29 protein-coding genes are annotated in these 26,187 nt (G+C 72.3%); 17 read left to right on the top strand and 12 right to left on the bottom strand.

Annotation, left to right across the window (positions count from 1 at the left end; all coding sequences use genetic code 11):
• Nucleotides 1–84: 84 nt before the first annotated feature.
• Nucleotides 85–948, top strand: a complete 864-nt coding sequence (locus STRNI_RS36270; RefSeq protein WP_277412749.1) for a siderophore-interacting protein — start codon at nt 85–87, stop codon at nt 946–948.
• Between the two features lie 7 nt (nt 949–955).
• Here the strand turns inward: STRNI_RS36270 and STRNI_RS36275 are convergent, their stop codons facing one another.
• Nucleotides 956–1,330 carry a VOC family protein gene (locus tag STRNI_RS36275; RefSeq protein WP_274733700.1) on the bottom strand — a complete coding sequence of 125 codons (375 nt, stop codon included), beginning with the start codon at nt 1,328–1,330 and terminating at the stop codon, nt 956–958.
• A gap of 445 nt (nt 1,331–1,775) precedes the next feature.
• Here STRNI_RS36275 and STRNI_RS36280 point away from each other — a divergent pair, with 445 nt between their 5' ends.
• Nucleotides 1,776–2,174, top strand: coding sequence for an ArsR/SmtB family transcription factor (locus STRNI_RS36280; protein ID WP_277412750.1), 399 nt, complete (start codon nt 1,776–1,778; stop codon nt 2,172–2,174).
• 77 nt (nt 2,175–2,251) lie between these two features.
• Entirely contained in the window at nt 2,252–2,647 is a 396-nt protein-coding gene (locus STRNI_RS36285; RefSeq protein WP_277412751.1) for a DUF6126 family protein, read from the top strand.
• Here STRNI_RS36285 and STRNI_RS36290 read toward each other — a convergent pair.
• The gene (locus tag STRNI_RS36290; protein ID WP_277412752.1) at nt 2,616–3,353 is read right to left on the bottom strand and encodes a CDP-alcohol phosphatidyltransferase family protein; all 738 of its coding nucleotides are present in this window, start codon (nt 3,351–3,353) and stop codon (nt 2,616–2,618) included. The genes STRNI_RS36285 and STRNI_RS36290 overlap by 32 nt on opposite strands.
• A gap of 166 nt (nt 3,354–3,519) precedes the next feature.
• On the opposite strand from STRNI_RS36290, the gene STRNI_RS36295 reads away from it, so the two are divergent.
• From STRNI_RS36295 to STRNI_RS36315, 5 genes are all read left to right on the top strand, one after another.
• The gene (locus STRNI_RS36295) at nt 3,520–4,506 is read left to right on the top strand and encodes a zinc-dependent alcohol dehydrogenase (protein ID WP_277412753.1); all 987 of its coding nucleotides are present in this window, start codon (nt 3,520–3,522) and stop codon (nt 4,504–4,506) included.
• Nucleotides 4,507–4,602: 96 nt separating this feature from the next.
• Entirely contained in the window at nt 4,603–5,001 is a 399-nt protein-coding gene (locus STRNI_RS36300) for a 6-pyruvoyl trahydropterin synthase family protein (RefSeq protein WP_018091685.1), read from the top strand.
• The gene (locus STRNI_RS36305) at nt 4,998–6,116 is read left to right on the top strand and encodes a glycosyltransferase family 4 protein (RefSeq protein ID WP_159490952.1); all 1,119 of its coding nucleotides are present in this window, start codon (nt 4,998–5,000) and stop codon (nt 6,114–6,116) included. Before STRNI_RS36300 ends, STRNI_RS36305 begins: the two co-directional genes overlap by 4 nt.
• Nucleotides 6,113–6,988 carry a class I SAM-dependent methyltransferase gene (locus STRNI_RS36310; RefSeq protein ID WP_159490955.1) on the top strand — a complete coding sequence of 292 codons (876 nt, stop codon included), beginning with the start codon at nt 6,113–6,115 and terminating at the stop codon, nt 6,986–6,988. The genes STRNI_RS36305 and STRNI_RS36310 overlap by 4 nt, the downstream gene beginning before the upstream one ends.
• Nucleotides 6,988–8,091, top strand: coding sequence for a lysylphosphatidylglycerol synthase transmembrane domain-containing protein (locus STRNI_RS36315; RefSeq protein ID WP_277412754.1), 1,104 nt, complete (start codon nt 6,988–6,990; stop codon nt 8,089–8,091). Before STRNI_RS36310 ends, STRNI_RS36315 begins: the two co-directional genes overlap by 1 nt.
• 55 nt (nt 8,092–8,146) lie before the next feature.
• On the opposite strand, the gene STRNI_RS36320 is transcribed toward STRNI_RS36315, so the two are convergent.
• The gene (locus STRNI_RS36320) at nt 8,147–9,001 is read right to left on the bottom strand and encodes a RibD family protein (RefSeq protein ID WP_277412755.1); all 855 of its coding nucleotides are present in this window, start codon (nt 8,999–9,001) and stop codon (nt 8,147–8,149) included.
• Nucleotides 8,994–9,749, bottom strand: a complete 756-nt coding sequence (locus STRNI_RS36325; protein WP_159492271.1) for a creatininase family protein — start codon at nt 9,747–9,749, stop codon at nt 8,994–8,996. The genes STRNI_RS36320 and STRNI_RS36325 overlap by 8 nt, the downstream gene beginning before the upstream one ends.
• Nucleotides 9,750–9,873: 124 nt before the next feature.
• Here STRNI_RS36325 and ribA point away from each other — a divergent pair, with 124 nt between their 5' ends.
• Nucleotides 9,874–10,554 (top strand): GTP cyclohydrolase II, encoded by a 681-nt coding sequence (gene ribA / locus STRNI_RS36330; protein ID WP_093640227.1) that lies wholly within the window; start codon nt 9,874–9,876, stop codon nt 10,552–10,554.
• Between the two features lie 109 nt (nt 10,555–10,663).
• Here the strand turns inward: ribA and STRNI_RS36335 are convergent, their stop codons facing one another.
• Together STRNI_RS36335 and STRNI_RS36340 are read right to left on the bottom strand one after the other, a co-directional pair.
• Nucleotides 10,664–11,413 carry a CbtA family protein gene (locus STRNI_RS36335; RefSeq protein WP_018091692.1) on the bottom strand — a complete coding sequence of 250 codons (750 nt, stop codon included), beginning with the start codon at nt 11,411–11,413 and terminating at the stop codon, nt 10,664–10,666.
• 15 nt (nt 11,414–11,428) lie between these two features.
• On the bottom strand, nt 11,429–11,647 hold the full coding sequence (locus tag STRNI_RS36340) for a CbtB domain-containing protein (protein WP_018091693.1): 219 nt from the start codon (nt 11,645–11,647) through the stop codon (nt 11,429–11,431).
• A 306-nt stretch (nt 11,648–11,953) separates the two neighbouring features.
• Here STRNI_RS36340 and STRNI_RS36345 point away from each other — a divergent pair, with 306 nt between their 5' ends.
• Together STRNI_RS36345 and STRNI_RS36350 are read left to right on the top strand one after the other, a co-directional pair.
• Nucleotides 11,954–12,526, top strand: coding sequence for a histidine phosphatase family protein (locus STRNI_RS36345; protein ID WP_277412756.1), 573 nt, complete (start codon nt 11,954–11,956; stop codon nt 12,524–12,526).
• A gap of 136 nt (nt 12,527–12,662) precedes the next feature.
• Nucleotides 12,663–13,103 (top strand): SPW repeat protein, encoded by a 441-nt coding sequence (locus STRNI_RS36350; protein ID WP_026169986.1) that lies wholly within the window; start codon nt 12,663–12,665, stop codon nt 13,101–13,103.
• Nucleotides 13,104–13,239: 136 nt separating this feature from the next.
• Here STRNI_RS36350 and STRNI_RS36355 read toward each other — a convergent pair whose 3' ends face one another.
• Complete coding sequence (locus STRNI_RS36355; RefSeq protein WP_266441979.1) at nt 13,240–13,362, bottom strand: hypothetical protein; 123 nt, start codon at nt 13,360–13,362, stop codon at nt 13,240–13,242.
• 337 nt (nt 13,363–13,699) lie between these two features.
• On the opposite strand from STRNI_RS36355, the gene STRNI_RS36360 reads away from it, so the two are divergent.
• The 3 genes from STRNI_RS36360 (at nt 13,700) to STRNI_RS36370 (ending at nt 18,816) form a co-directional block, all read left to right on the top strand.
• The gene (locus tag STRNI_RS36360; RefSeq protein ID WP_277412757.1) at nt 13,700–14,740 is read left to right on the top strand and encodes a methyltransferase; all 1,041 of its coding nucleotides are present in this window, start codon (nt 13,700–13,702) and stop codon (nt 14,738–14,740) included.
• A gap of 116 nt (nt 14,741–14,856) precedes the next feature.
• Complete coding sequence (locus STRNI_RS36365; protein ID WP_277412758.1) at nt 14,857–16,683, top strand: alkyl/aryl-sulfatase; 1,827 nt, start codon at nt 14,857–14,859, stop codon at nt 16,681–16,683.
• A gap of 99 nt (nt 16,684–16,782) precedes the next feature.
• On the top strand, nt 16,783–18,816 hold the full coding sequence (locus STRNI_RS36370; protein WP_018091699.1) for an ATP-binding protein: 2,034 nt from the start codon (nt 16,783–16,785) through the stop codon (nt 18,814–18,816).
• A gap of 18 nt (nt 18,817–18,834) precedes the next feature.
• Here STRNI_RS36370 and STRNI_RS36375 read toward each other — a convergent pair whose 3' ends face one another.
• From STRNI_RS36375 to STRNI_RS36395, 5 genes are read right to left on the bottom strand one after another with little or no spacing between them, the layout of a single operon-like run.
• Nucleotides 18,835–19,875: a serine hydrolase domain-containing protein gene (locus STRNI_RS36375; RefSeq protein WP_277412759.1), complete on the bottom strand. Its 1,041-nt coding sequence runs from the start codon at nt 19,873–19,875 to the stop codon at nt 18,835–18,837.
• Nucleotides 19,872–20,795, bottom strand: a complete 924-nt coding sequence (locus STRNI_RS36380; protein WP_018091701.1) for a DUF6895 family protein — start codon at nt 20,793–20,795, stop codon at nt 19,872–19,874. The genes STRNI_RS36375 and STRNI_RS36380 overlap by 4 nt, the downstream gene beginning before the upstream one ends.
• A complete protein-coding gene (locus tag STRNI_RS36385; RefSeq protein WP_274733673.1) occupies nt 20,792–21,778 on the bottom strand; it encodes a DUF6895 family protein in 987 nt (328 codons plus the stop codon). Before STRNI_RS36385 ends, STRNI_RS36380 begins: the two co-directional genes overlap by 4 nt.
• The gene (locus STRNI_RS36390) at nt 21,775–22,476 is read right to left on the bottom strand and encodes a hypothetical protein (RefSeq protein ID WP_229838366.1); all 702 of its coding nucleotides are present in this window, start codon (nt 22,474–22,476) and stop codon (nt 21,775–21,777) included. Before STRNI_RS36390 ends, STRNI_RS36385 begins: the two co-directional genes overlap by 4 nt.
• A 17-nt stretch (nt 22,477–22,493) precedes the next feature.
• Entirely contained in the window at nt 22,494–22,679 is a 186-nt protein-coding gene (locus STRNI_RS36395) for a hypothetical protein (RefSeq protein WP_018091704.1), read from the bottom strand.
• Nucleotides 22,680–23,257: 578 nt separating this feature from the next.
• On the opposite strand from STRNI_RS36395, the gene STRNI_RS36400 reads away from it, so the two are divergent.
• The 3 genes from STRNI_RS36400 to STRNI_RS36410 all read left to right on the top strand — a co-directional run bounded on the left by STRNI_RS36400 (nt 23,258) and on the right by STRNI_RS36410 (nt 26,163).
• Nucleotides 23,258–25,150, top strand: a complete 1,893-nt coding sequence (locus tag STRNI_RS36400) for an MFS transporter (protein WP_277413370.1) — start codon at nt 23,258–23,260, stop codon at nt 25,148–25,150.
• Entirely contained in the window at nt 25,150–25,671 is a 522-nt protein-coding gene (locus tag STRNI_RS36405; RefSeq protein WP_266442005.1) for a MarR family winged helix-turn-helix transcriptional regulator, read from the top strand. Before STRNI_RS36400 ends, STRNI_RS36405 begins: the two co-directional genes overlap by 1 nt.
• A 99-nt stretch (nt 25,672–25,770) precedes the next feature.
• On the top strand, nt 25,771–26,163 hold the full coding sequence (locus STRNI_RS36410) for a TOBE domain-containing protein (RefSeq protein WP_018091706.1): 393 nt from the start codon (nt 25,771–25,773) through the stop codon (nt 26,161–26,163).
• The last annotated feature ends 24 nt before the right edge of the window (nt 26,164–26,187 follow it).

The raw sequence follows: 26,187 nt of genomic DNA on the forward strand, positions 1-26,187 counted from the left end.
CTTGGGCCCGCCCGGTGGGTGGGCGCGGATCAACCCGCGCCCACCCACCGGCCCCCCAGCCCCTGCTGCCCCATGGAGGACCCGATGACGGCCGTGCCCGTCGCGCTCATCCAGGTCACCGACGTCCGGCGGATCACCCCGCGCATGGTCCGTGTCACCTTCGCCGGTGACGGCCTCGACGACTTCCCGACCTGGCCCGACCAGCAGCTCAAGCTGCTCTTCCCCAGGCCGGGCCACCGCGCGCCCCGGCTGCCCGATGCAGCCGCCGACGGCGATGGGATGCGCTGGTACCAGGCGTTCCTCGCCCTCCCCGAGGAGGAACGGCCGTGGATGCGCAGCTATACGGTGCGCTCCTACGACCCCGTCCGGCACCGGATCACCATCGACTTCGTGCTGCACGGCACGACGGCGACGGCCGGCCCGGCGACCCGGTGGGCGGCCTCCGCCGCCGTGGGTGACCTCCTCGCCCGGTACGGACCGGCGGCACAGTACGCCAAGCCGCTGCCGCTCGACCGGGCCGACTGGCTGCTGCTGGCCGGCGACGCGACCGCGCTGCCGGCCATCGGCTCCCTCGTCGAGGCGCTGCCGGCCGGCACCCGCGCGCTGGCCTGCGTCGAGGTGGCCGGCGCGGCCGAGGAGCAGCACTTCACGACCCGGGCGGACCTCACCGTGCAGTGGGTGCACGCGGACGGGCGCCAGGATGCTCTGCCGGCGGCCGTGCGCGCCCTCACCTTCCCGCCGGGAGCTGTCTTCGCCTGGCTGGCCGGTGAGGCGGGCGCGGTCCGTGCGCTCCGGCGGTATCTGGTCGAGGAGCGCGGTATCGGCAAACGGCAGATCGACTTCAGCGGGTACTGGCGACGCACGCTCACCCAGGACGACGCCCCGACCGAGGAGGACCTCGCCGAGGCACAGGAGCGCCTCGCGGCCGCCCGGCCCCCACAGGACTGAGGCGGTCTCAGCCCGCCCGCTCCGCCGCGCTGCGCTCCACACAGAACTCATTGCCCTCGATATCGGCCAGCGTCACCCACCCGGCCCCGTCCGCCCGCCGATGGTCGGCCACCAGCGTCGCGCCGAGCGCCAGCAGCCGCTCGACCTCGTCGTCCCGGTCCCGGTCCTGCGGCTGCAGATCCAGGTGCACCCGGTTCTTGCCGGCCTTGGCGTCGGGCACCGTGACGAACAGCAGCGCACCGCTCGCGGCCGTGACCGTGGCCTCCGGATCGCCCGGCAGATCGTCCTCGGCCAGTGAGCCGCCCAGCACCTCCGCCCAGAAGCTCGCCAGGCGATGGGCGTCGGTGCAGTCGATGGTGGTGTGACGTACCAGTGAAGTCATGGGCGTCACTATGTGGTTGGGGGGTGGGGCTGTCCACCGGAATTCCGGCGGCCGGGGCATCGGGACGGGGCGTCGGGAGCAGCGGCACCGCGGCCGGTGCGGGCTCGGTCCCGACGACCGTCCTGGAACGGTCCCGCCCGGCCGGTGCGGCAACTGCGCGCGGAGGCCGCAGAGTTCGTCCGGGCGGGGAGGTGCGGGTGGTGAGGGGGCGGACGAAGGCGCACCGGGCCGCGTCCCGTACCGCCCCCGCACCGGTTTGTCCGCCACACCCATTCAAGTCGCCCGCCCCCGTCGTCTACAGTTGCAGAATTCCGCAATTCAACAGATGACGCGATGGCCGTGCGGCCTGAACGCGGAGGACATGCGTGGGCGGTTTCGCCGAATCGGCAGGGGAACGGGTGTGTGCGGTGTGGGCCGCGGCCGGTCCCGGGAGCGGGGCGCGGACATGAACGGTGCGTGGTTCCCGGTCTGTCAGGCCAAGGCCGATTTCTTCCGGATGCTGGGCCATCCGGTCCGTATCCGGGTGCTGGAACTGCTCCAGAGCGGACCGATGCCGGTGAGCGGTCTGCTCTCCGCGATCGGGGTGGAGCCGTCCGCGCTCTCCCAGCAGCTGGCGGTCCTGCGCCGCTCGGGTCTGGTGACGGCCACCCGCAGCGGTTCCGCCGTCGTCTACGAGCTGGCCGGCGGCGAGGTCACGGAGCTGCTGCGGGCCGCCCGCCGGGCCCTGACCGAGGTGCTCACCGGGCAGCATGCCCTGCTCGCCGACCTTCGGCAGGCCGACGCCCGCGCACGGCCGGCGGCCGGTGGCGTGCCGGCGACCGGCGGTGTGGGGGTGGTCTCGTGAACCGCCTGCTCCGCTGCACGAACGCCGGCCGGACGGGAACGGTCCTCATGCGCCCCACCGGAACAGGGTGATCGCGGATGTCCGGCGCACCCCGGCGTAAGGGGCCGCCGCCCTGGCGGGCGGTCCGCTCCCGCACCTGCATACCCAAGTCCTCCGGTCCGGGCGCCGTACGGCCCTGCCGGGGGCGCCCGCCTGGTCGCGGGGCGATCCGTACGGCACGCGGACACGGCCGTGCCTGCCCGGAGAGCACCGTCCGCCCGTACCCCTCGGCGCGCTGCGGTGTCCGGCGGCCCCGGGCGACCGCGGTCCGCCCCGGGACCCAGCTGGCGCGGCTGCCCGGCGCGGTACTGCTCACCCACCGGGCCCCCCGGCGCGGCCTGTGGCGACGGGTGTTCCTCTACTTCGTCGTCAGCCATCTGCTGCTGGTCTTCCTCGCGCTCGTCATTTATCTGGGCCGGCACGCCGGGACATAGCGCGCGGGCCGGCCCGGTCCGGGCCACTCACCACGGCCGGGCCGCCCGTGAGCCCCCTGACCCGCCAGAGCCAGGCGACATCACGGCCGAAGGACCACACCAGCAGCGCCAGCGCCCCGCTCACCGCGGTGGCCGCCGAGGCCACCGGCAGAACCCCGGCACCGGCCACGACCAGCACGACCCCTTGCAGCGCCGCCACGGTCTTCCGGGCCATGCTGTGCGGCAGCGCGCCGCGCAGCCACGGCCACAGCCAGGACGCCGCGACGAAGACGTACCGCATGAGGCCGATGGCCAGCACCCAGGCGCCCAGAGGCATCGCGAGATGGACGCAGAGCACCAGGATGAGGAAGGCGTCGACCTCCATGTCGAAGCGCGCCCCCAGGGGTGTCACCGTGCCGGTGCGCCGGGCCACCTGACCGTCCACCGCGTCCAGGACCAGTGCCACGGCGGCGAGCGTGACCAGCACCACGACCGGTGCCTGCCGCTCGAAGGAGTCCGCGACCAGCGCCGTCACCCCGCCGACGAGGATCGTGCGGGCCAGGGTGACGCGGTTGGCCATGCCGAACGACGGGGTCCACGACCGGCGCAGCGCGAGGGTGAGCACGACCCAGGTGGCCACGGCGAACGCGCAGCCCGTCAGCCACCCCGTGGTGCCCAGACCGGCCACCCGGCGGAGCGCTTCCAGTACGAGCAGCTGCACTCCCATGCCCGCCGTAATGTCCGGTCCGAACGGCCTTGTGTCGTAACGCTCTTGTACGGCCACCATGCCTCCCGGGATGTGTGGCGGAGTCGAGAGGTGCCGCGTATGGTGACGGCGTTCTCATGATCCCCAGCATCGACGAATCATCGCCAGAGCGTCCAGGAGGATTCCGATGCCGCGCGTCGCTTGTGCGTTTTGGCTAAACGCTCCAGGTCAGGGTGAAATCCGGACGGTACCGCTGCCGGAACCCCGTGCCGATGAGGTTCTGGTGCGCACACTCTGGTCCGGAGTCAGCCGCGGAACGGAGACCCTGGTCTTCCGTGGCGGTGTCCCCGAGAGCCAGCATTCCGTGATGCGGGCGCCCTTCCAGGAAGGCGACTTTCCCGCACCGCTCAAATACGGCTATCTCAATGTCGGTGTCGTCGAGGAAGGGCCGTCCGCGCTGGTGGGCCGCACGGTCTTCTGCCTCTATCCGCACCAGACGCACTATGTCGTCCCGGCGAGCGCCGTCACTCCGGTACCCGACTCCGTCCCCGCCCGGCGTGCCGTACTCGCGGGCACGGTGGAGACCGCGGTGAACGCCCTGTGGGACGCCGCGCCGCTGGTCGGTGACCGGATCGCGGTGATCGGCGCGGGCATGGTGGGCTGCAGTGTCGCCGCGGTCCTCGCCCGCTACCCCGCGGTCCGGGTGCAGCTGGTGGACGCCGACCCCGCGCGGGAGGCGACCGCCAAGGCACTGGGCGTGGACTTCGCGCTGCCGCAGCACGCCCTGGGCGACTGCGACCTCGTCGTCCACGCCAGCGCCACCGAGGAGGGGCTGGCGCGCTCGCTCGAACTGCTCGCCCCGGAAGGCACCGTCATCGAGCTGAGCTGGTACGGAGACCGGCAGGTCAGCCTGCCTTTGGGGGAGGCCTTCCACTCCCGCCGGCTGGTCGTCCGCAGCAGTCAGGTGGGCGCGGTCTCCCCGGCCCGTCGCGCCCGCCGTACCTTCGCCGACCGGCTCGCCCTCGCCCTGGACCTGCTCGCCGATCCCGCCTTCGACGCACTGATCACCGGCGAGTCCGCCTTCGAGGAGCTGCCGGGCGTGCTGCCCCGGCTCGCCTCCGGCGACCTCCCGGCGCTGTGCCACGGCATCCGGTACGCACCGGCGGACGACTGAACCCCCTCGAAGCCCCCTCGAAGCCCTTTCGAAACCGCCCTGAATTCGCCCCGGCGACACCGCCACTGAGACCGACATCACACCGGAGGAACGGCCTTGTTCAGCATCACCGTCCGCGATCACCTGATGGTCGCCCACAGCTTCCGTGGCGCGGTCTTCGGCCCCGCGCAGCGTCTGCACGGCGCGACCTTCATCGTGGACGCGACCTTCCGCCGTGCGGAGCTCGACGCCGACAACATCGTCGTCGACATCGGCCTGGCCACCCAGGAACTCGGCGGCGTGGTCGGGGAGCTGAACTACCGCAACCTGGACGACGAGCCCGCCTTCGCCGGGATCAACACCTCGACGGAGGCCCTGGCCAAGGTCATCGCCGACCGGCTCGCCGACCGTATCGAGGCGGGCAACCTCGGCGAGGGCGCCCGCGAGCTGGCCGGGATATCGGTCACCCTGCATGAGTCACACATCGCCTGGGCGACATACGAGCGCACTCTGTGACCCGTACCGGCGCCACCGCCGCGGAGCGGGTGGTGCACTTCGTCCTTCCCGGTGACGTCGACGATCCGGCGGCACCCAGCGGTGGCAACACCTACGACCGCCGGGTGTGCCGCGACCTCCCGGCCGCGGGCTGGCGGGTACGCCCGTACGCGCTGCCCGGCAGCTGGCCGCGGCCGGACGCCACGGCCTGCGCGGCGCTGGCGCAGCGGCTGGCGGCGTTGCCGGACGGCGCCGTGGTCCTCCTCGACGGCCTGGTCGCCTGCGGCGTCCCCGAGGTCCTCGCCCCCGAGGCGGAACGGCTGCGGCTCGCCGTCCTCGTGCATCTCCCGCTGGGCGACGAGACCGGACTCGACCCCGCCCTGGCAGCGGAGCTGGACGCCCGCGAACACCGCACGCTGCACACCGTGGAGGCCGTCGTGGCCACCAGCGAATGGGCCGCCCGCCGGCTCGTCACGCACCACGGACTGGCGGCCCCGCGCGTCCACGCCGTCCTTCCCGGCGCCGACCCGGCGCCCCTCGCACCCGGCACCGACGGTGCCACCGGGCTGCTGTGCGTCGCCGCGGTCACCCCGCGCAAGGGACAGCACCGGCTGATCGACGCGCTGGCGACCGTCACCGAGCTGCCGTGGAGCTGCGCATGTGTCGGCGCGCTCGATCGCGACCCCGGATACGTCGCCCAACTCCGCGGCGCGGTGGACACGTTCGGCCTGGGCGACCGGATCACCTTCACCGGGCCACGGGCGGGCGCGGACCTGGAGGCGAGCTATGCCGCCGCCGACCTGCTGGTGCTCACCTCGTACGCCGAGACCTACGGCATGGTCGTCACCGAGGCGCTGGCGCGCGGGATACCGGTGCTGGCGACGGCGGTGGACGGCGTACCGGAAGCGGTCGGGCAGGCCCCCGACGGGAGCGTGCCCGGCCTGCTCGTACCGCCCGGCCGGCCCGCGGCGCTCGCCGATGCGCTGCGCGGCTGGCTGGGCGATCCACAACTGCGTGACCGGGTCAGGAGTTCGGCGCGCGAACGGCGTGCCATGCTGGAGGGGTGGGAGATGACGTCGCACAGTCTGGCCGGAGTGCTGGAACAGCTTCGGCACAAGCTCCGGAGCACGCGATGAGCGCGCCCGACCGGCCTCGATTCGCCCCGCGGTGGCTGGAGTTGCGGGAGCGCGCCGACGCCGCGGCCCGGGCACCCGAGCTGTTGCGCCCGCTGCGGGCGTGGCTCGCGGAAAGGACCGCGCCGGCGGGCCCGCCCGGCAGCCCCCACGGTCTGGTGATCCGCGATCTCGGCTGTGGCATCGGCTCCATGGGGCGCTGGCTCGCCGTCCGGCTGCCCGGCCCGCAGCAGTGGATCCTGCACGACCTGGATCCCGCGCTGCTCGAACTCGCCGGTGCGCGGATGCCGGTGACGGCCGACGACGGCATGCCCGTTGCCGCCACCACCGCGCGCGGCGATCTGGCCGCCCTCACCGCCGACGACTTCGCCGGCACCTCACTGGTCACCGCCTCCGCGCTGCTGGATCTGCTCACCCGCGACGAGGTGGAAGACCTCGCCGAGGCCTGTGTGGGCGCGGGCACCCCGGCGCTGCTGGCCCTCTCCGTCGCCGGGCGGGTCGAGCTGAGCCCGTCCGATCCGTTCGACGCCGAGATCACCGATGCCTTCAACGACCATCAGCGCCGCACGGACCAGGGCCGCGCCCTGCTCGGTCCGGACGCGGTCGCGGCGGCGGTCGCGGCGTTCGAACGGCGCGGTGCGACGGTGCTGGTGCAGTCCAGCCCGTGGCGGCTCGGCTGTGCCGAATCCGCGCTGACCGCCGAATGGCTGCGCGGCTGGGTCGGTGCCGCGCACGCCCAGCGGCCGGAGCTGGCACCCGAGGCCGTCGCGTATCTGCGCCGGCGGCTGGAGGAGTGCGCGGCGGGGGAGCTGACCGTCGCGGTGCACCACACCGATCTGCTGGCGCTGCCCCCGCACCCGTCCGGGAGCGAGTGATGAAGCGGTCCGGCTGGATGGCATGGCTCAGGCTGCTGGCGGGACTGGGCATCCTGGTGGCGCTGGTGTGGCACCTGGGATCGCAGGCATTCCTGGCCGGACTGCGCCGGATCGACACCGCCACCCTGCTGGCCGCGCTCGGCATCGGCGTGCTGACCACGGTGTGCAGTGCCTGGCGCTGGTGTCTGGTGGCCCGCGGCCTCGGCCTGCGGCTGCCCCTCGGCCGGGCCGTCGCCGACTACTACCGGGCGCTGTTCCTCAACGCGGCGCTGCCCGGTGGCGTCCTGGGCGATGTGCACCGCGCCGTCCATCACGGCCGCAGCTCGGGCGACCTGGGCCGGGGCGTCCGCGCGGTGGCCCTGGAGCGGACCGCCGGCCAGGTCGTGCTGCTCGTCACCGGGGCGGTCGTCCTGCTCGTCCGGCCGTCACCGGTCCTGGCGCCGGTCGTCCGCTTCCTCGCCTCGCCCGCCGTGGCCCTGTCCGTGGCCGCGGCGGGCCTGCTGGTACTGGCGGTCGCCGTCCGGCTGCGCCGGCGCCGGGGTGCCTCCCGCGGCGAACGCGCCCTGCGCACCGTAGTGGCCGAGGCACGCCAGGGCCTGCTGGCCCGCGGTGTCTGGCCCGGTGTGGCGCTCTCGTCCGCGGCGGTCCTGGCGGGCTACCTCGGGATGTTCGTGCTGGCCGCCCGGGTCGCGGGGGCCACCGCACCGACCGCCGAACTGGTGCCGCTGGTGGTGCTGGCGCTGCTCGCGATGGCGCTGCCGTTGAACGTGGGCGGCTGGGGCCCCCGGGAAGGCGTCGCCGCCTGGGCCTTCGGCGCCGCCGGACTGGGCGCGGCGCAGGGACTCACCACCGCCGTGATCTACGGCGTACTCGCCTTCGTCGCAAGCCTCCCGGGCGCCGCGGTGCTGCTGGCACGGGTCTCCCCGCTCTCCACGGCCCGGCCCGCGACGTCCGGTGCCGTGCCCCGCCAGGCGGAGCGGCCTCCCCTTGCTGCGGCTACGGGGATGATCCGGCAACGTGCTGCGGAGGTCCCGTCAGCGGTGGCCGGGGGAGTGCGATCCCAGACTTCGCAGGCCACCGCGGCTCGGGGAGACACCCCCTAGGGCTGTCCGGCGGATCAGGGCCGGGGCCTCTCCGACCCGATCCGCCGGAGAGGCCCTAGTCCGCCGTTCCGCCGGACCCCGTTCCGCCGGACGGCCCACCGCCCGGCCGCAGTTCGAGCTCGAAGAGCGTGTCCTCGCCGAGCAGGGTGCGCCGCAGCGGCGGGCGCAGCGCCTCCCGCATGACGGGAGTTCCGGGAAACCGCAGGCCGGGGATGCCGTCGCCGAGCAGGACCGGTGCGACGGTGACATACAGCCGGTGCAGCGCCCGCTCCTGCAGAAACCGCGACACGGTGACCCCGCCCCCCTCGATCAGTACCCGGCCCAGCCCGCGCCGTGCCAGCGCCGCCAGCAGACGCTCCGGGGCGAACGCGGCCGCGTCCGGCAGCACCAGGACCTCGGTCCCGGTGCCCGGAGCGGTGGGGGTGACCTCCGGTCCCACCACCCACAGCGTCGGCGCGGCGCCGTCCGTGAACACCCCGCTGCCCCGCGGCACCCGGCCCCGCGGATCGAGCACCACCCGCACCGGGTTGTCGCCCGCACAGGCGCGGACGGTCAGCCGCGGATCGTCCGCCACGGCGGTGCCGGCCCCGACGACCACCGCATCGGACAGGGCACGCAGCCGGTGCAGATGGCAGCGGTCCTCCTCACCGGTGACATAGTCGGCATCGCCGGTACGGGTCGCGATGAAGCCGTCCAGGCTCTGCCCGAGCTGCGCGACCGCGACCCGTGGGCCGGCCAGGCAGAGCGGAAGATAGCGTCCGGCGAGCTCCAACGCCTCGGGGGTGGCGGGCTGTTGCCAGCGGAGTCCGCCGTTCCCGTCCGCCACCATCCCGGCGGCGAGGGCCTCGTCCGTCGTACGGATGCGCCGCAGCCGGTCCCAGGCGGCCGCCGCGTCGAGCAGCTCAGTCATCGGCTTCCGCCCGGTCACCGAACAGCGCGGCATATTCGCCGAATGCCTCGGCCAGTCCGGCCAGCAATTCCTGCCCCTTCCGGGCGGACGCCAGCGACGGCCGCCCGATGACACCGGATTCGGTATAGGCCGACATGCCGAGCGTCAACAGCTGCTTCCGGTCATCGGCGACGCAATCCGCCGATTCATAGCCTTCCTTGACCAATTCGGGATGGGCATACAGCAGAATGGACGTCTCGACCTCTCCCGCATGCATATCGGTGTGGGACGGTGTCGCCACCCCGGCCCGGGTGCGCGCCGCGTCCCAGTCGGCCGATCCGGGGAACAGTGCCATGCGCACACCGCGCCCGGCGGATTCCTGAACCACATTGCGCAGGACGTAATTTCCGCCATGTCCGTTGATGAGAATCAGGGTGTCGATACCGGACCGGCGGAGCGAATCGGCGATGTCCGTGACGACCGCATACAGGGTGTGCGCCGAAATGCTGACGGTTCCCGGCCAGGCGGCGTGCTCATGCGAACAGGACACCGTCAGCGGCGGCAGCACCTGGACGGGACGGCCGGCGGCCACCTCCCGGGCGATGGTGCAGGCGATGACGGTGTCGGTGGTCAACGGCAGGAAGGCGCCGTGCTGTTCGAAGCTGCCGATGGGCAGCACGGCCATCGTCGGCCGCCGTGCCCGTATGTCCTCCGTGGTGTCGGCCGGCAGCGGGCCGGGGGCCGAAGTCGGGTGTCCCGAAGCGGTCATGGATGCTGCGGCCTTTCGTCGCCGACTCTCGGAGTCGTGGTTGTCACGGCGTCGCAGCATACTTGTTGTCATTATGAGTGAGTTCTGCCGATCATTTACCCGCACGGGTACGATCGCGCCCATGATGGACCCCGAGGCCTCTGCCGGCCCTGACCTCCGTGTCGCAATCGATGATGCCCTCGGCCAAAAACCGGGCGTGGAACGGGTGGTGACGGCCAGGCTGCCCACGACCTATGGTGAATTTCTCGCCGTCGGCTATCTGGACCTCCGTAGCGGGATCGAGCAAGTGGCCCTGGTCCACGGCGATGTCGTGGGGGAGCAGGTGCTGACCCGGGTGCATTCGGAATGCCTGACCGGTGATGCCTTCGCCTCCACCCACTGTGAATGCGGCGACCAATTGTCCGCGGCGCTGCGCGCGATCGTGGCGGCCGGGCGCGGCATTCTCGTCTATCTCCAGGGCCATGAGGGCCGCGGTATCGGATTGCTGGCCAAGCTCCGCGCGATGAAGCTGCAGGAGGGCGGGCTGGACACGGTCGAGGCGAATATCGCGCTCGGCCTGCCGGTCGACGCCCGTGAGTACGGCGTCGCGGCGGAGATGCTGCAGGATCTCGGCGTCCGGTCCGTGCGGCTGCTGTCCAACAACCCGCGCAAGCGCGAGGCCCTGCTGCGGCACGGTATCGCCGTCGCCGAACAGGTCCCGCTGCTGATGCCGCCCGGTGTGGAGAACATCCGCTACCTCCGCGCCAAACGGGAGCGCCTGGACCACGATCTGCCGCATCTGGACGGCATACCCGGGCTGTCCTGACCTCCGCACGCGGCCGGACGGGGCACCCGCACGGCACCCCATGCCACGAGGGAGGGCTCACGACACGGAGTCGCGAGCCCTCCCTCGTGGGGTTGGGCCGGTCGGTGGGTCAGGAGACGGCGGGTGCCGCCTCGGCCGCGGTGGCCTCCTGCCGCGCCGGTACGACGCGCTCCGCGAGGTGACCGAAGATCAGCCCGAAGGCGGACCACAGCACCAGTTGGATGGCGAGCGCCGACAGCCGGAACTGCCACAGCAGCGTGCCGGGGAAGCCCTCGGGCACGTTGTCGTAGGCCGGAAGGAACGCATAGGCGAGGCCGATGGCGACCACGAACGCGGCGCCCGCCGCGACCGTGGCGTTCCAGTTGCCCAGCTTCGGAGCCAGCCGCCGGCCGAACATCGTGGCGGCGACGGCCAGCAGGATGCCGAGCAGCATCATCAGGAAGAACAGGGCGGTGCGGGTGCCGATCGTGTCGGGGTCGCCGACGGCAGGGGGATTGGCCGGGTACTTGAGGAACGGTACGAGGTAGACGGCTACCAGCGCCGCGCCGGAGAGCAGCGCTGCCGTGGTGCGGGCGCCGAACCGGCCGATCCGCCCGAGGGCGAAGGAGAAGACCAGTGCGGCGATCCCGCCGAGTGCCACGCCGTAGACCAGTACGCCGGTCGCCAGCCCCGCCGTGGACTGCACACCGCGGCTGACGACCTCCATCCCGTGTTCGTGGCTGTGTGCGTCCTCGAACGCGATGGCGGCGTCCACCTGCGGTTCGCCCAGCAGATAGGCGACGACAAGGGCCAGGAGACCGGCGGCCAGACCGGCGAGCATCCCGCGCACCAAGAGGTTTCTGACGGTGACGGAGTTCATGGGTGCGGCGTCCGATCAGTGGCAGGGGAAGCCGAGCAGGTGGCGCCCGTCGTGGACCCACTCGTGGACGTCCGTACCGGAGAGCAGCGAGGTGGCACCCTGCTCCGCGCCGATGAAGTACAGCAGGACCAGCATCAGGACGCCGGTGAACAGCGCCCACGGAGCGATTGCCTTGAGGGGGATCGGGGCCGGGGTGACGGCGCCGGTGGCCGGGGGTGCGATGGTCTGGGCCATGGCAGGACCTCCTGTGCGGGGGAACTCGCGTCCCTGTTCGTTGGAGTGCGTAACGACATGCCGGGTCTGGCTCGCCCGGCCCCGGCCCTGAAGGGCTGGTAAAAACCGGACATACAGTGGCGCGACCGCGCCGGGATCCCACCGGCTTCCGTCATGTCGTCGTCAATATCATCGGGAAGGTACCGCGAACCGACCCCCCGGCCAAGACCACGGTGGGGGCGGGGAGCGCAGGACAGGGCGCGCCGTCCGGACAACTCCCTTGTGCGGGCAATGGGTTGCCGTCCCCGTGAAGCGAGAGAAGAGGACATGACAACTCGGGTGATGTTGGTCTCACCGGCCGCGGGCGAGGCCCAGCGTGAGGTGCGCTTCGACGATGACGGCCCGCTGAGCGAGTCGGGACTGCGCCGTGTCCGGGCCGTTGCCGGGGAGCTGCCGGCCGCCGGCCGGACCTTCGCCTCGCCCTCCGTCCGGTGCCGCCGCACGGCCGAGGAGCTCGGGCTGTCCGTGCTGCCCGCGGCGGAGCTGGCGGGCTGTGCGATGGGCGGCTGGCGCGGGCGGACCCTGACCGAGGTCGCGGACGCCGAGCCGGCCGCGGTGGCCGGCTGGCTCTCGGACCCGGATTTCACCGGGCACGGCGGGGAGTCGCTGCGGCAGCTGTGCGACCGGATCGCGGGCTGGCTGACGGGGGCGGCCCTGGAGGCGGGCCGGGTGCTGGCCGTCGTCGAACCGGATGTCGTGCGCGCCGCGGCGGTGTGCGCCCTGCGGGTCTCTCCGGACGCGTTCTGGCGGCTGGACGTGCCGCCACTGACCGTGACCGAGCTGAGTGGCCGGGGCGGGCGCTGGAACCTGGGGCTGGGGCGGGAGCTGGGCCGCAGGTGACAGCGGTGCGGCGGTAAAGCTTTAAAATTCACCTGCCCCTTCATCTACACATAAAGGCGACATAAGCGCAGAATAAAGGTGCGCGGCCCGATGCCACGCGGAACGGCCAGGCTTGCGAACGAAGGAGGCGAGTCGCATGGCCGACGTCTCACACCCCAGGGGAGATCTCGCAGGTCACCCCGACGCTACTGAGATGCAGGCACGGTATGAGCGGGTGCTCGGCGGGCGTGATGTCGTGCTCGTCGACGGACCTGTGCTCCTGGTCGGCCTGTACTGCGCCGTCTCACCGTGGGTTCTCCACTTCGCCGCCGCACAGCCGGCGCTCGTGGCGCACAACCTCATTCTCGGTCTCGCGATCGCCCTGATGGCGGTCGGCTTCACCGTGACTCCTGAGCGGATGTACGGCCTGAGCGGCGCGATGTGCGCGATCGGCGTGTGGATGATCATCTCGCCGTGGATCGTCGGCAGCGCTCCGGACGCCGGCGTGATCTGGAACAACGTCATCATCGGTGTCCTGACCTTCCTGCTCGGCGCCATGTGTGTCGCCGCAGCGTCGAAGAGCCGCCGCGGCACCTGACCGCGCTCCCCACGGGGGCGTGAAAAGCCGCCGGTTGCTTGCCTCCCATGAGGGCAGGTGACCGGCGGCTGTGTGCGGGCGGGCGGTGCGGTGTGCGGCGCCAGGGCCTGTCCGGTGGATCAGGGTCCGGCAGGTCCTAGTCGCGACGGTCGCGGCCGATGGCGGAGAGCTGCCCCAGCAGCCCGGCCAGCACCAGCCCGCTCGCGAGGAGCAGGCCATGGGCCAGCGCGATACCGGCGGCCAGGGTGCAGGCCGCCACGGCCGGTGCCAGCCAGGCGAAGCGGTGGTGCGGACGTGGGCGGGCCGGGTGGCGTAAGGGCGGACGGGGGCGGGGGTACGGGGCGGCATCGTGCCGGAACAGCTCGGTGAGCTCGCCGAAGGCGCGGTCGTGGTGCGGGGACAGGGGTGTCCCTCCTCTCCCGGTCGTGCGGACGGCCGCGCCGTGGAGGCAGGGCGAAGGGGAGCAGGGGCATTGCTCCGATGATCGCGCGAAGTTAGGGTTACCTAACTAGAGCGTCAAGGGTGCAGTGCCGCCTGCGTTGTTGTGCCCTGTCCCGCCCTGCCCGTAACGCCGTTGACCAGAGAGGTGTCATCTCATGCCGCACGAGAACCAGCCGTCGGACGAGGCCCGGGGGACCCTGGTCCAGATCGCCTGCGGAGCGATGGCGACCTACACGGTGGGCGCCGCCGTCCGGCTGGGGGTCGTCGATCAGATCGCCGACGGCGCGCGGACCGCGGACGAACTGGCGGCGGAGTGCGCGGCCCACCCGCAGGCCATGGGCCGGTTGTTACGGACGCTGGCCGGTCTCGGACTGCTCGACGAGCGGGCCGGCGGCACCTTCACCGTCACCCCGGCCGGCGCCCTGCTGCGCAGTGACGGCCACCGTTCGCTGCACTCCTTCGTCCGGATGTTCAGCGACCCCACCATGCTCCGGGCCTGGGAGCGGCTGGACGAGAGTGTGCGCACCGGCGAGACCTCCTTCGACGCGGTCTTCGGCAAGGATTTCTTCGGCCACCTCGCCGAACAGCCGGAACTCTCCGCCGACTTCAACGCCGCGATGAGCGACGGCACCCGCGACACCGCCGCCGTGCTGCCGTCGGCCTTCGACTTCGGCCGCTTCACGACGGTGGCCGACATCGGGGGCGGTGACGGCACCCTGCTCGCCGCGATCCTGCAGGCCCATCCGTCGCTCGGCGGCATCCTCTTCGACAGCGCGGAGGGCCTCGCCCAGGCCGGTACGAAGCTGGCGCGCGAGGGGCTGGCGGACCGCTGTTCCCTCGTGGCGGGGGACTTCTTCGCCACCGCCCCCGTGGGCGCCGACGTGTACCTCCTCAAGAGCGTGATCCATGACTGGAACGACGCGCAGTGCACGGACATCCTCCGCTACTGCAGGCGGGTCATCCCCGACGGTGGCCGCCTGCTGATCGTCGAGCCGGTGCTGCCGCCCGTGGTCGATGCCTCGGTGTCCGGGGTCGTCTACCTCAGTGACCTCAACATGCTGGTCAACGTCGGCGGCCGGGAGCGCACCCGGGACGACTTCGCGCAGCTGTGCCGTGGCGCGGGCTTCGAGATCCGTACGGTCACCCGGCTCCCGGAGCCCAGCCGCTTCAGCGTCATCGAGGCCGCGCCGGTGTGAGGCGGCAGCGGGGCGCCCGCGGGCGCCCGCACGCATGCGACAACCCGGCACATTGGGTTAAATCGGTGACATGGGTCTTCCGACTGTGGCCCGTCGCCCCGGAGAGGTAGCGCCCCGTGACCGCTGTACCCGTGGATGACCACGAAGACTTCGCCGACGCCGACCGTGGCTTCATCGCCGCGCTCGACCCGCCCCAGGTCACCGCGGACGACGGCCGGGTGATCTGGGACGCGGAGGCCTATGGCTTCCTGGCCGGAAACTGCCCCGACACCGCCAACGAGAGCCTCTGGCGGCAGGGCCGGCTGGTGAGCCGGCAGGGTCTGTACGAGGTCACCGACGGTATCTACCAGGCCCGTGGTCTGGACCTCTCCCATATGACGCTGGTCGAAGGCGACCACGGTGTCATCGTCATCGACCCGCTGCTCTCCATCGAGACCGCCGCCGCGGCCCTGGAGCTCTACCGCAAATACCGCGGCGACCGTCCGGTCACCGGCCTGATCTACACCCACTCGCACGGTGCGCACTTCGGCGGCGGACGCGGTGTGCTGCCGCCCGGCCACCACCCCGTGCCGGTGCTCGCACCGGCCGGCTTCCTGGAGCACGCGGTCAGCGAGGGCATCTACGCCCGTACGGCGATGACCCGGCGCGCCGTCTACATGTACGGGTCGGAGCTCCCCAAGGCGCCGGACGGCCAGATCGGCTGCGGCCTGGGCGCCGCCCACTCCACCGGCACCGTGACCCTCATCCCGCCGACCGTCGACATCACCCGCACCGGCCAGGAGGAGATCGTCGACGGTATACGCATCGTCTTCCAGCTCACCCCGGGCACCGAGGCACCCGTGGAGATGAACTTCTGCTTCCCGGCGCACCAGGCCCTCTGCCTGGCCGAGAACGCCACCCACACCATGCACAACATCCTGACGCTGCGCGGCGGTGCCGTCCGTGACGCCCGGGCCTGGTCCCGCCACCTGGGCGAGGCGCTCGCCCTCTTCGGCGACGAGGCCGAGGTCGCCTTCGCCTCCCACCACTGGCCGACCTGGGGCAAGGACCGCGTCAGGGCCCTGCTGGCCAACCAGCGTGATCTGTACGCCTACCTGCACGACCAGACGCTGCGGCTGCTCAACGAGGGGCTCACCGGCGCCGAGATCGCCGAGGAGCTGCGGCTGCCGCCGGGCCTGGAGCGGGTCTGGGCCCACCACGGCTACTACGGCTCGCTCAGCCACAACGTCAAGGGGATCTACCAGCGCTACCTGGGCTGGTTCGACGGCAACCCCGCCCATCTGTGGGAGCATCCGCCGGCCGAACAGGCCCGACGCTATGTGGACACCCTGGGCGGCGTCGAGGCCACGGTGGACGCGGGCAAGCGGTACGCCGCCGACGGCGATCTGCGGTTCGCCGCCACCCTCCTCAACCATGCCGTCTTCGCCGCCCCGCAGAACCTCCGCGCCCGCCGCGCACTGGCCCTCGTCTACGAACGGCTGGGCTACGGCTGCGAGAACGGCACCTGGCGCAACGTCTACCTCACCGGCGCCATGGAACTGCGCGGCAGTCTCGCCGAGGCGGCGCCGGGCACCGTCCACCCCGACATCGCGATGGCGTTGACCGTCGACCAGCTCATCGACTCCCTCGCCATCCGCGTCGACGGCCCCCGGGCCTGGTCCACCGCGCTCACCCTCGACCTCTACCTCCCCGAAGAGGACCGCACCTGGCAGCTGACGCTCTCCCACGGGGCCCTCACCTACGTCAGTGCGCCCGGTGTCCCCACCCCGTCCGAGGACCGCACCCCCGATCTCACCCTCACCCTCACCAAGGCCCAGCTGCTCGGCCTGCTCACCGGCCAGGGACCGGGGGACGCCGCCCAGAACGGCGAGTCGGGGGCGCTGCACCAGCTCCTGGGCCTGCTCAGCACGCCGCATCCCACCTTCCCCGTCGTCACGCCCTGACGGAGAACGCCCCGGCCCGGCGGCCGGCCGTCAACCTCGCGCCCCGGCCCGCTGCCACCACCGGACCGCCGGACGCCTCGGCTGGGGCAAACTGGGCCGGTGGCGAGCAACATTCCCGAGGAGTCGACCAGCTTCGTCGGCCGGCAGGCCGAACTGCGGCGGATCGACAACGAGTTGACGGAGCACCGGCTGATCACTTTGACCGGCCCCGGTGGCGTGGGCAAGACCCGGATCGCGATGCGGGCCGCGCGTGCGGCGGCGGCCCGGTTTCCCGACGGGGTCTGCTGGGCCGATCTGTGGCCCTTGCAGGGGGACGGGCTGCTGGTGGCCAGCGTCTGCGATGCCGTCGGCCTGGCCGACCACACGGCGCGGACACCGGTGGCCGCGCTGTGCGAATGGCTCGCCGACAAACGGCTGCTGCTGGTGCTGGACTCCTGCGAACATCTCGTCGACGCCTGCCGTGACCTCCTCGGAGATCTGCTGACCGCCGCCCCCTCCGTGACCGTGCTGGTCACCAGCAGACAGCCGCTGGACCTCGTCGGCGAGTGGACCACCGAGATCGGTCCGCTGCCGTTCACCGGCGGCAACGACGCCCTGACCCTGTTCACCCAACGGGCCGGCGCCGCGGCCCCCGGACTACGGCTCACCACCCCGCTGGACGCGGAGGCCGCCGCCGTCATCTGCCGCCGCCTGGAAGGCATCCCGCTGGCCCTGGAGCTGGCCGGCGCCCAGCTGGCGCACAGTTCCGTCGAGCGGATCGCCGAGCGGCTCACCTCCCGCTTCGACGCCCTCGACCCGGCCGACGGACCGGTACGGCTGCCGCGGCACCGGACCCTGCGCTGCGCCATCGGCTGGAGCCATGAGCTGTGCGCACCGCTGGAACGGCTGCTGTGGGCCCGGCTGTCCGTCTTCCGCGGCACCTTCGACGAGGAGTCCGCCAGTGCCGTGTGCGCCGGGGGACCGCTCACCGGACCCGAGGTACGCAGCACCCTGGCCACCCTGGCCGCCAAGTCGGTGCTCACCCGCGAGGGCACACGCTTCCGCATGCTCGACACCCTGCGCGAGTACGGCCGGATGTGGCTGGCCGAGCTGGACGAGATGACCGCGCTCGCCGACCGGCACGCCGCGCACTTCGCCGACTTCGGCCGCCGCGCCGAGCTGGGCTGGCTGGGCCCCGAACAGGTCAGCTGGTACCGCCGGGTCGCCGACGCCCATGTCGACCTGTGCACCGCACTGGACCACCTCCTGGTCACCGACCCGGAACGCGCCCAGGAACTCAGCGCCTCGATCAGCCTCTTCTGGAGCTGCTGCGGCCATCTGCACGAGGCCCGCAACTACGTGGCCCGCGCCCTCGCCGCGCAGCCGGCCCCGAGCCCGGCCCGCACCCGGGCGCTGTGGGCGCTAGGCGTCGCCGTACTGCTCCAGGGTGATCTGGCGCTGGCCGACGCCCTGGGCGGGGAGTGCGCCCGCGCCGCGCGGACGTCCGACGACGCGGAGGCGGTACTCGCGGCCGGCTACCTCATCGGCCTCACCCATCTCATCGCCGGCCGCCCGATGTCCGCACACACCGTCGCGGAACAGGTGCTGGGCCCGCCGCCGTACGACCCCTTCGACTCTCCCGGGCGGCTGCGCTGCCATCTCGTACAGATCTTCGCGCTCACCGGACTGGGGGAGCTGGCCCGGGCCCGCGCCGAGGCGACCGCACTGCGCCGCGGCTGTGTGGAGCGCGGCGAATACTGGACCCGCTCCTACACCGACTACCAGCTCTCCCTGATCTCGCTGTTCCAGGGCCGCCCCGAGGAGTCAGCGGACCACGCCCGCGCGATGCTCGCGGCCAAGCAGGGCATCGGCGACAAATTCGGGATCGCGCTCGGCCTGGATCTGCTCGCGGCCGCGGTCGCGGCCCAGGGCGACGGTGCCGCGGCCGCCCGCGTCTACGGCAGCGGCCAGGCCATCTGGCGCACGGTCGGACATCCGCAGCGCGGCACCCCGGAACTGCGCGCCGTACGCGAGGAGTGCGAGCAGCGGGCCCGGGCGGCGATCGGCGACGAGGCGTATACGGAGCTCTTCCACCGGGCCAGCGAGGAACGCCCCGGGACCTCGCTCGCGCGGATCCTGGCGGGCGATCTGTGACCGGCGGCGAGGCCCGGTTCAGGGCGAGGGGTCGGCGGCCAGCGTGTACAGCAGCTCGTAGGCGGTGTTGATCATGTGGCAGGTGCGGCCGCGGCGGGTGGCCAGCGCGACCAGACCGGTGTGCGACGCCGGGTGGTAGCCGAGGAACGCCTGCTGGCCGAAGGTCGCCCCGACATGGAAGAGCAGCGGCCCGCGCGCGGCGGGGTGCTGATACCACGTCAGGGTATGGGTGTCGCGCTTCCGCCAGCCGCGGCGCAGCTGCGGCACCTGGACATCGCGTAGCGGCCCGGCCAGTGGTGTCTCCCCGGGGGAGAGGTGCGCTTCGAGATAGGTGAGCAGATCACCGGGGGTGGCGCGGACCGACCCGGCGGCGATGAAGGCTCCCATGTCGGCGCTGCGCACCGGCGTCACCCCATTGGTCCGGTGGCCGATGGCGTCGGTGCCGGTGGTGCCCGGGCCCAGGGTCGTGTCGGTGAGCTTGAGGGGGCTCAGCACCCGGTCGGTGAGCAGAGCGGGGTAGCCGGCACCCGCGGCACGGGACATGGCCGGGCCGAGCAGTGCCAGCCCGAAGTTGGAGTAACGCCAGCGGGTGCCCGGCTCGTTCCGCGGCCGGGTCCGGGCGAAGGTGTGCAGCAGACGCTCCGTGTCGTAGCGGGCATAGCCATTGGCGTACGGGTGCACCAGCGCACCGGCGATCAGATCGGCGGGGATCCGCGGCAGCCCGGAGGTGTGGGTGGCCAGATGCCGCAGGGCGATCCGGCGTGAGGCCGGATGCGGCAGCGGCAGGTCCGGCAGGTGGGCGGCGAGCGGATCGTCCAGGGACAGCACACCGGTCCGGGCCAGTTCGGCGAGCAGCAGCACGGTGAAGGTCTTGGACAGCGACCCCAGCTCGTAGCGCAGGGCATGACGGGGCGTGGGCGGTGCCATGGCCGAACCGCCGGTCATCACGGTCCGCCGGCCGCGCCGGGTGACGGCCAGCACGATGTCCGGGGCGTCGATCAGGGTGACCGCGTCCGCGAGACGGTCGGCGAGCGCGGGTCCGGGGCGGTCGGGGCTCATCCGACGGCGGACAGGGCCCGGGAAGTGGCCATCGCGGAGGCGAACGCGGCGACCAGGGTGGGGTGGTGGACCAGATCGAAGACCCGCGCGGCGTCGCCCTGCGGCATCCGGCGCTGGATGGGCATCGCGCCGGTGGCCGACTGCGCGGCGGCGTACCGCTCCCACAGCTCCGCGTCCAGGGTGGGCAACGGCAGGCAGGCGTCGACGACGAGGAGTTCGCCGAGAAGGTCCCAGTGTTCGAGGTCCGCCCAGTCCTCCATCCAGGCGGGCAGATAGCGCGTCAGGTAGTCGGCGATGGCCGGCGGGATGCGCTCGGGGGCCTCGCCCCAATTGGTCAGGTGGAAGACGGTGTGGGTGAGGTCGTAGGCGATGTGCAGCTGCACCGTCCACGGCTCCGGCAGCTGCCCCAGCCAGGTGCGCGCCACCGCCTGGTCGAAGTCGCTGCTGGGCGGCAGGCCGAGCTTGCGCTCCGCGTTGAGCACACCGAGCCGCCGGTTGGGCATCATCTCCAGCGCCGTCCAGGTGGTGGTGCGCCGGCACACCTCCAGCGCGGACTCCAGCCCCGGATGACGGTGGCCCAGTTCGTGGAAGGTCGCATAGACCTCCAGGGGTACCGGGGAGATCGGCTCGTCGTGCTGCAGCCGGGCCAGTACGTTGCCGCCGTCCAGCAGCTCCCGCCAGGCGAAGTCCAGCAGCTTCCCGGCCCGCTCCTTCTGCCGGGAGCCGGCCACGCCCTCCCGGAAGAGCACATGCATATTGAGCGCCAGCTCCCCGATGGGCTTGAGCCGCTCGACGACCGCGCCGTTGCTGGCGAAGTCGTCGGGGGTCAGCCGGAAGTGCTCACGGTGGTCGTCGAGCCAGCTCAGGGCCCGGTCGCCGACACCGTGCAGCAGGGCGGGGGATGCGGCCGTCACGGTCACGGGGCAGTCTCGCTTTCGCAGGGAGTGGTCCGCCCGCCCGCCATCGCCGCGTTCCCGGCCGGGGGACCGGCCTCGGCCTCGTCGGAGGCGATACGGGCGAGGGTGGCGGCGAACGCGGTCACCAGGGTGGAGTGGTAGCAGGCCGTGAACGCCTCGGCCCGGTCGCCCGTGGACGGTGCGGCACCCAGCTCGGGCACACTGCCGTCGGCCGCCTGGGCGCCGGCCAGCCGCTGCCAGGCCACCGCTTCGTAGGGAGCCGCGGGCAGACAGGCCGTCACGGCCAGCAACTCGCCCACCAGGTCCCACAGTTGTTCCTCCAGCCAGTTCTCCAGCCAGGAGGGGACCCACAGCCGCAGGTAGTCGGCGAGTTCGGGGGACAGCCGCTGCCGGTTGCGCCCCCAGTCGGTGAGGTGGAAGACGTCGTGGGTGATGCCGTACGCCGCCTTGCGGTCCAGCGCCCAGGGCTCCGGCAGCCGGCCGAGACCGGTCAGGGCGAGCACGGAGCCGAAGTCGGCGTGCTGGCGCAGGCCGGTCCGCCGCTCCGCGTTGAGCACGCCGAGCGTACGGGTGTGGTCCTCACGGGCCACCCGCCAGCCGCGCAGCCGCGTCGTGGTCCGCGTCAGCGCATCGGCCTCGGCATGGCGCAGCCCGGCCTGGGCGAAGACCCCGTAGAGCTCCACCGGATAGGTGGCGAACGGCTCACCGCGGATCAGCTCGGCGAACAGCTCACCGTCGCGGGTCTCGTTCCAGGCGAACGCGAAGAGGCCGCGGGCCGTCTGCCGGATGTCGTCCCGCGGGTGCAGCACTCCGATCAGCTGGGTCAGTTCGGCCAGCTCACCGAGTGGTTTGAGGGTCAGATTGGGATCGGCGTCCGTGGTCACGTTCGGGGGCAGGCGGAAGAAGGGGCGCGCCTCGTCCAGCCACCCCAGGCTGTCGCGGACCATCCGGTCCAACAGCCCGGGGTCGCCCCGGCCCCCGGTCACCAACCCCGTCCGTAGAAGCGCTGTGCGGCCACGGCATGCAGCGTCACCCGGGGATCACCGCCACCCATTTGGCGGACGAACGCCAGCCCGCTGTCGAGCCCCAGGGTCTGCGGTGCCTCGGGCAGCCGGGCGAGCCAGCGGCCCAGACCGGCCGCCTGCAGCCAGTCCCGGCGGCGGACCGCCCGGACGAAGCCGCGGGCCAGATCGTCGGTGCGGGTGGCCAGCTGCTCGGCGAGACCGGGCGCCAGCCCGGGCAGGGCGAGCGCGGCGAGCTGAGACACCCGATGAGAGAGCTTGGGCCAGGGGTCGTGGTCGACCCATCCGGCCGCGGCCTCGGGCGGCTGCGGCCAGTGCGGTGCGCTTCCGGGGAGAAACGCATGCGAGGCCTCGACCAGGCCCCGGTAGCTCCACACCGAGACCTCCGAGGCGTCCGCTCCCGGCGGATAGGCCGCGAGCGCCTGCCGGACCACCGCTTCGTCGTCCGCGCCAACGGGCGACCCGATGTGGTCCATTGCGTACGGCGCGAGTGCATCGGCGCCGAGCACCCGGATGGCGGCCGGAGCCAGTGCATCGCTCTGCCGCAAGATGCCGGACAACGCATAAGGGTCGCCCTCACCCCGCAGGGCGAGGGCGACCCCGGTTGCGGCATCGGCAATCACAGCGCTCAGCGGGACTGCTCCCTGCGTCTGTTCAGCCAACGCTTTCCCCTTCAGCCTCAGCGGACGTCAGTCTTGGGCCGGGGGGTGGGGGGCGAGATCAGGAGCAGCGCGGCCAGCAGCAGCGCACCTCCACACTCGCGGGTATCGCGGAAAACACCGTCGGCCTCGGCGGGTTCAAGCAGTCCCTCGACCTCGGCGGCCAGGGCAGCCGTCTCGACCGGCGCTGTGCGATCCGTAACCATGCGATCAACTCCTTCGACGAATGGGATACCAGATTCACATCGTGATAATTCGGGCGCAAGGGGAGAAATGGTGCAAATCGTAATCTTTCGGGTGGGTGTGATGGGTGTTCAGTGGGTCCGGTGAACCTCAACTCCCTTGACGGGTAAAGCAGATGGTGAAGTGCCGGGCCAGGCAGGCGGAGGTACTCGGCGATTGCGCCAAGTGTGAGGAAGACCCGCTGATGGCGGATCGCACTGCTCTGTTCGGATGCACGCACGCGGCACGGACGGCCCTCACGGACGGCGCCCGCGGAAGGTGCCGAGGCGAGACCTGCGGGGTGGAAGCGGGCTCTCCCGCTGCGGCACCGCGGCGCGCGCGGACCCCGTGCTCCCTTCCAGCGGTCCATGCCGCTCCGGCCCGACAGGTGGCGCCCGGCTTCACCCTGCCCGGCAGGCGCAGCCTCGGTTCCGCCCCGCCGGACCCCGCACAAAAGGGGTAAAATTGGTTGAAGTCAAGCAAGTAAATGTAGCCAAGTGAATGTCCCGGTGGGAGTGGGTGTCCCGTGGGAAGAACCGCTGCTGAGGACCGCCGCCGGGCCATGGCCGGCCCGCTGCCGCGCCGTGCGCCGGGGCCGCGCTACAAATGGGTCGCCCTGTCGAACACGACCCTGGGCGTGCTGATCGCCACCATCAATATGTCGGTCATGCTCATCGCGCTGCCCGACATCTTCCGGGGCATCGGCGTGGACCCGCTCCGGCCCGGCAACACCGGACTGCTGCTGTGGCTGATCATGAGCTATCTGGTCGTCACCGCCGTACTGGTGGTCAGCTTCGGCAGGCTCGGCGACATGTACGGCCGGACCCGGATATACAACCTGGGCTTCGCCGTCTTCACCGTGTTCTCCGTGCTGCTGTCGGTGACCTGGCAGCACGGCACGGCCGGCGCGCTCTGGCTGATCGCCATGCGGGTCCTGCAGGGCGTCGGCGGCGCGATGCTGATGGCGAACTCCAACGCGATCCTCACCGATGCCTTTCCCGCCAGGCAGCGCGGCCTCGCCCTCGGCCTGAACCAGGTCGCGGGCATCACCGGATCGTTCGTCGGGCTGGTGCTCGGCGGGCTGCTCGGGCCCGTCAACTGGCGGCTGGTCTTCCTGGTGTCGGTGCCGTTCGGGGTGTTCGGCACCGTCTGGGCGTATCGGAAGCTGCGGGACACCGGCATCCGCACCCCGGCCCGGCCCGACTGGTGGGGCAACCTCACCTTCGCGGCCGGTCTGATCGCCGTGCTCGCGGGGATCACCTACGGCATCCAGCCCTACGGCGGGCACACCATGGGCTGGAGCAACCCCGCCGTCCTCGCCACGATGGCGGGCGGAGTGCTGCTGCTGGCCGTCTTCTGTGTCGTCGAGACCAGGGTGCCGGCGCCGATGTTCCGGCTCGGGCTCTTCCGGATCCGCGCGTTCACCGCGGGCAATCTCGCCAGTCTGCTCGCCTCGCTCGGCCGCGGCGGCCTGATGTTCCTCCTCATCATCTGGCTGCAGGGCATCTGGCTGCCCCGGCACGGCTACGGCTTCACCGAGACCCCGCTGTGGGCCGGCATCTACATGCTGCCGCTGACGCTGGGCTTCCTGGTGGCGGGGCCGGTCTCCGGATGGGCGTCGGACCGCTTCGGGGCCCGGACCTTCGCCACCGGCGGGATGCTGCTCGCGGCCGGTACGTTCCTGGCGCTGCAGGCCCTCCCGGTCGACTTCGGCTATCCGAGCTTCGCGCTGATCCTGCTGCTCAACGGCATCGGCATGGGCCTGTTCGCCGCCCCCAACCGCGCCGCCGTCATGAACAGCCTGCCGCCGGACCAGCGCGGGGTGGGCGCCGGGATCAGCACCACCTTCCAGAACTCGGCCATGGTGCTGTCCATCGGGATCTTCTTCTCCCTGATGATCGCGGGTCTGGCCGGGACCCTGCCCCGCGCCCTCACCAGCGGTCTGACCGCCCAGGGAGTCCCCGTGGCCGATGCCGCGAAGGTCGCCGCGCTGCCGCCGGTGGGCGTGCTGTTCGCCTCCCTCCTGGGCTACAACCCTGTCCGGACCCTTCTGGGACCCCAGGTGCTCGACCGGCTCCCGCCCGATCGTGCCGCGTATCTGACCGGCCGGGAGTTCTTCCCCCAGCTGATCTCCCAGCCCTTCTCCGACGGCCTGACCGTCGCCTTCGGCTTCGCCACCGCCGCCTGTCTGATCGCCGCCGTCGCCTCGCTGCTGCGCGGCGGACGGTACGTCCATGACGACGACCGGGCCCGTACGGGGGCGAGGCAGGTACCGGCACCCGTCACAACGGCGGCGGCGGCCGAAAAGCCCGGGTCCGCAGCCGCCGCCGGACCCGGCACGGCCACCGGCACCGGCACACCCACCGGCACTGCTGCGCCCACCGGCACCGGCACAGCGAAAACCGGCGCGCCCTCGCCACCACCCCCACCCCCACCGCACCCCAGGAGCCCGTGATGGAGCAGCCCGACACCTCGGCCGAGCAGCCGTCGCCGTCCCGGACCGAACCGGCGGAACTGGCCGGACGGCTGCGCGCGGTGCTCCAGCAACTGCTGCCGCTGATCCGCGGCCGGAGCCCGCACCGCGACCTCACCCCCAGCCGCACCGCCGCCCTCGCGGCGCTCGCCGCCCACGGCCCGCTGCGCATCGGCGAACTCGCCGCACGGATGCACATCGCGCTGTCCACCACCTCCCGCATGGTGGATCTGCTCGACACCTGCGGCTGGATCGCCCGCCGCCCCGACCCGGCGGACCAGCGCGCCAGCCTGATCAGCCTCAACGACGACGGGCTGGCGCTGCTGCGCGCCGTACGCCGGGAAACCACCGGCCTGCTCGCCGAGCGCATCGGCCGGCTGGCCCCCGACCGGCAGCGGCTGCTGTACGACGCGCTCCCGGCGCTGGAGGAAATGGTCGAGTGGACGCCGCCCCCGGCCGGCCCGCCGAGCCGCCGCCCGGTAGCCACCGACCCCGCACCCTGACACCCCGTTGCTCCGTCCCGGCGGCTCCCCCGGAGCAAGGACCGCACGAGGACAGCAGGCAGTAACGGGCCGCCCCGGCCGCTGCCCTAGAGTGCGGGGGTGCCGACGTACAGCATTGGTCAGGCAGCGGGGCTGCTGGGTGTGAGCGCGGAGACGGTCCGCCGCTGGGCGGATGGCGGCCAGCTGCGGATGGAACGGGACGGCACGGGAAACCGTGTGCTCGACGGGGTGAGCCTGGCGGCGTTCGCCAAGGAGCGCGCCGCGGGCCTGTACCCGGTGCCGGGCGAGGTGCTGACCTCCGTACGGAACTCCTTCGCGGGGATCGTGACCCGGGTGACCCTCGACGATGTGCTCGCCCAGGTCGAGATCCAGTCCGGACCGCACCGGCTGGTGTCCGTGGTCAGCCGCGAGGCGGTCGAGGAACTGGGCATCGAGGTCGGGGTGACCGCCACCGCCCGGGTGAAGTCCACCCATGTGCATATCGACCTCTGAACCGGCCGCCGGGCGCTGACGGGC

The organism is Streptomyces nigrescens, from assembly GCF_027626975.1.
Classification (GTDB): Bacteria; Actinomycetota; Actinomycetes; order Streptomycetales; family Streptomycetaceae; genus Streptomyces; species Streptomyces nigrescens.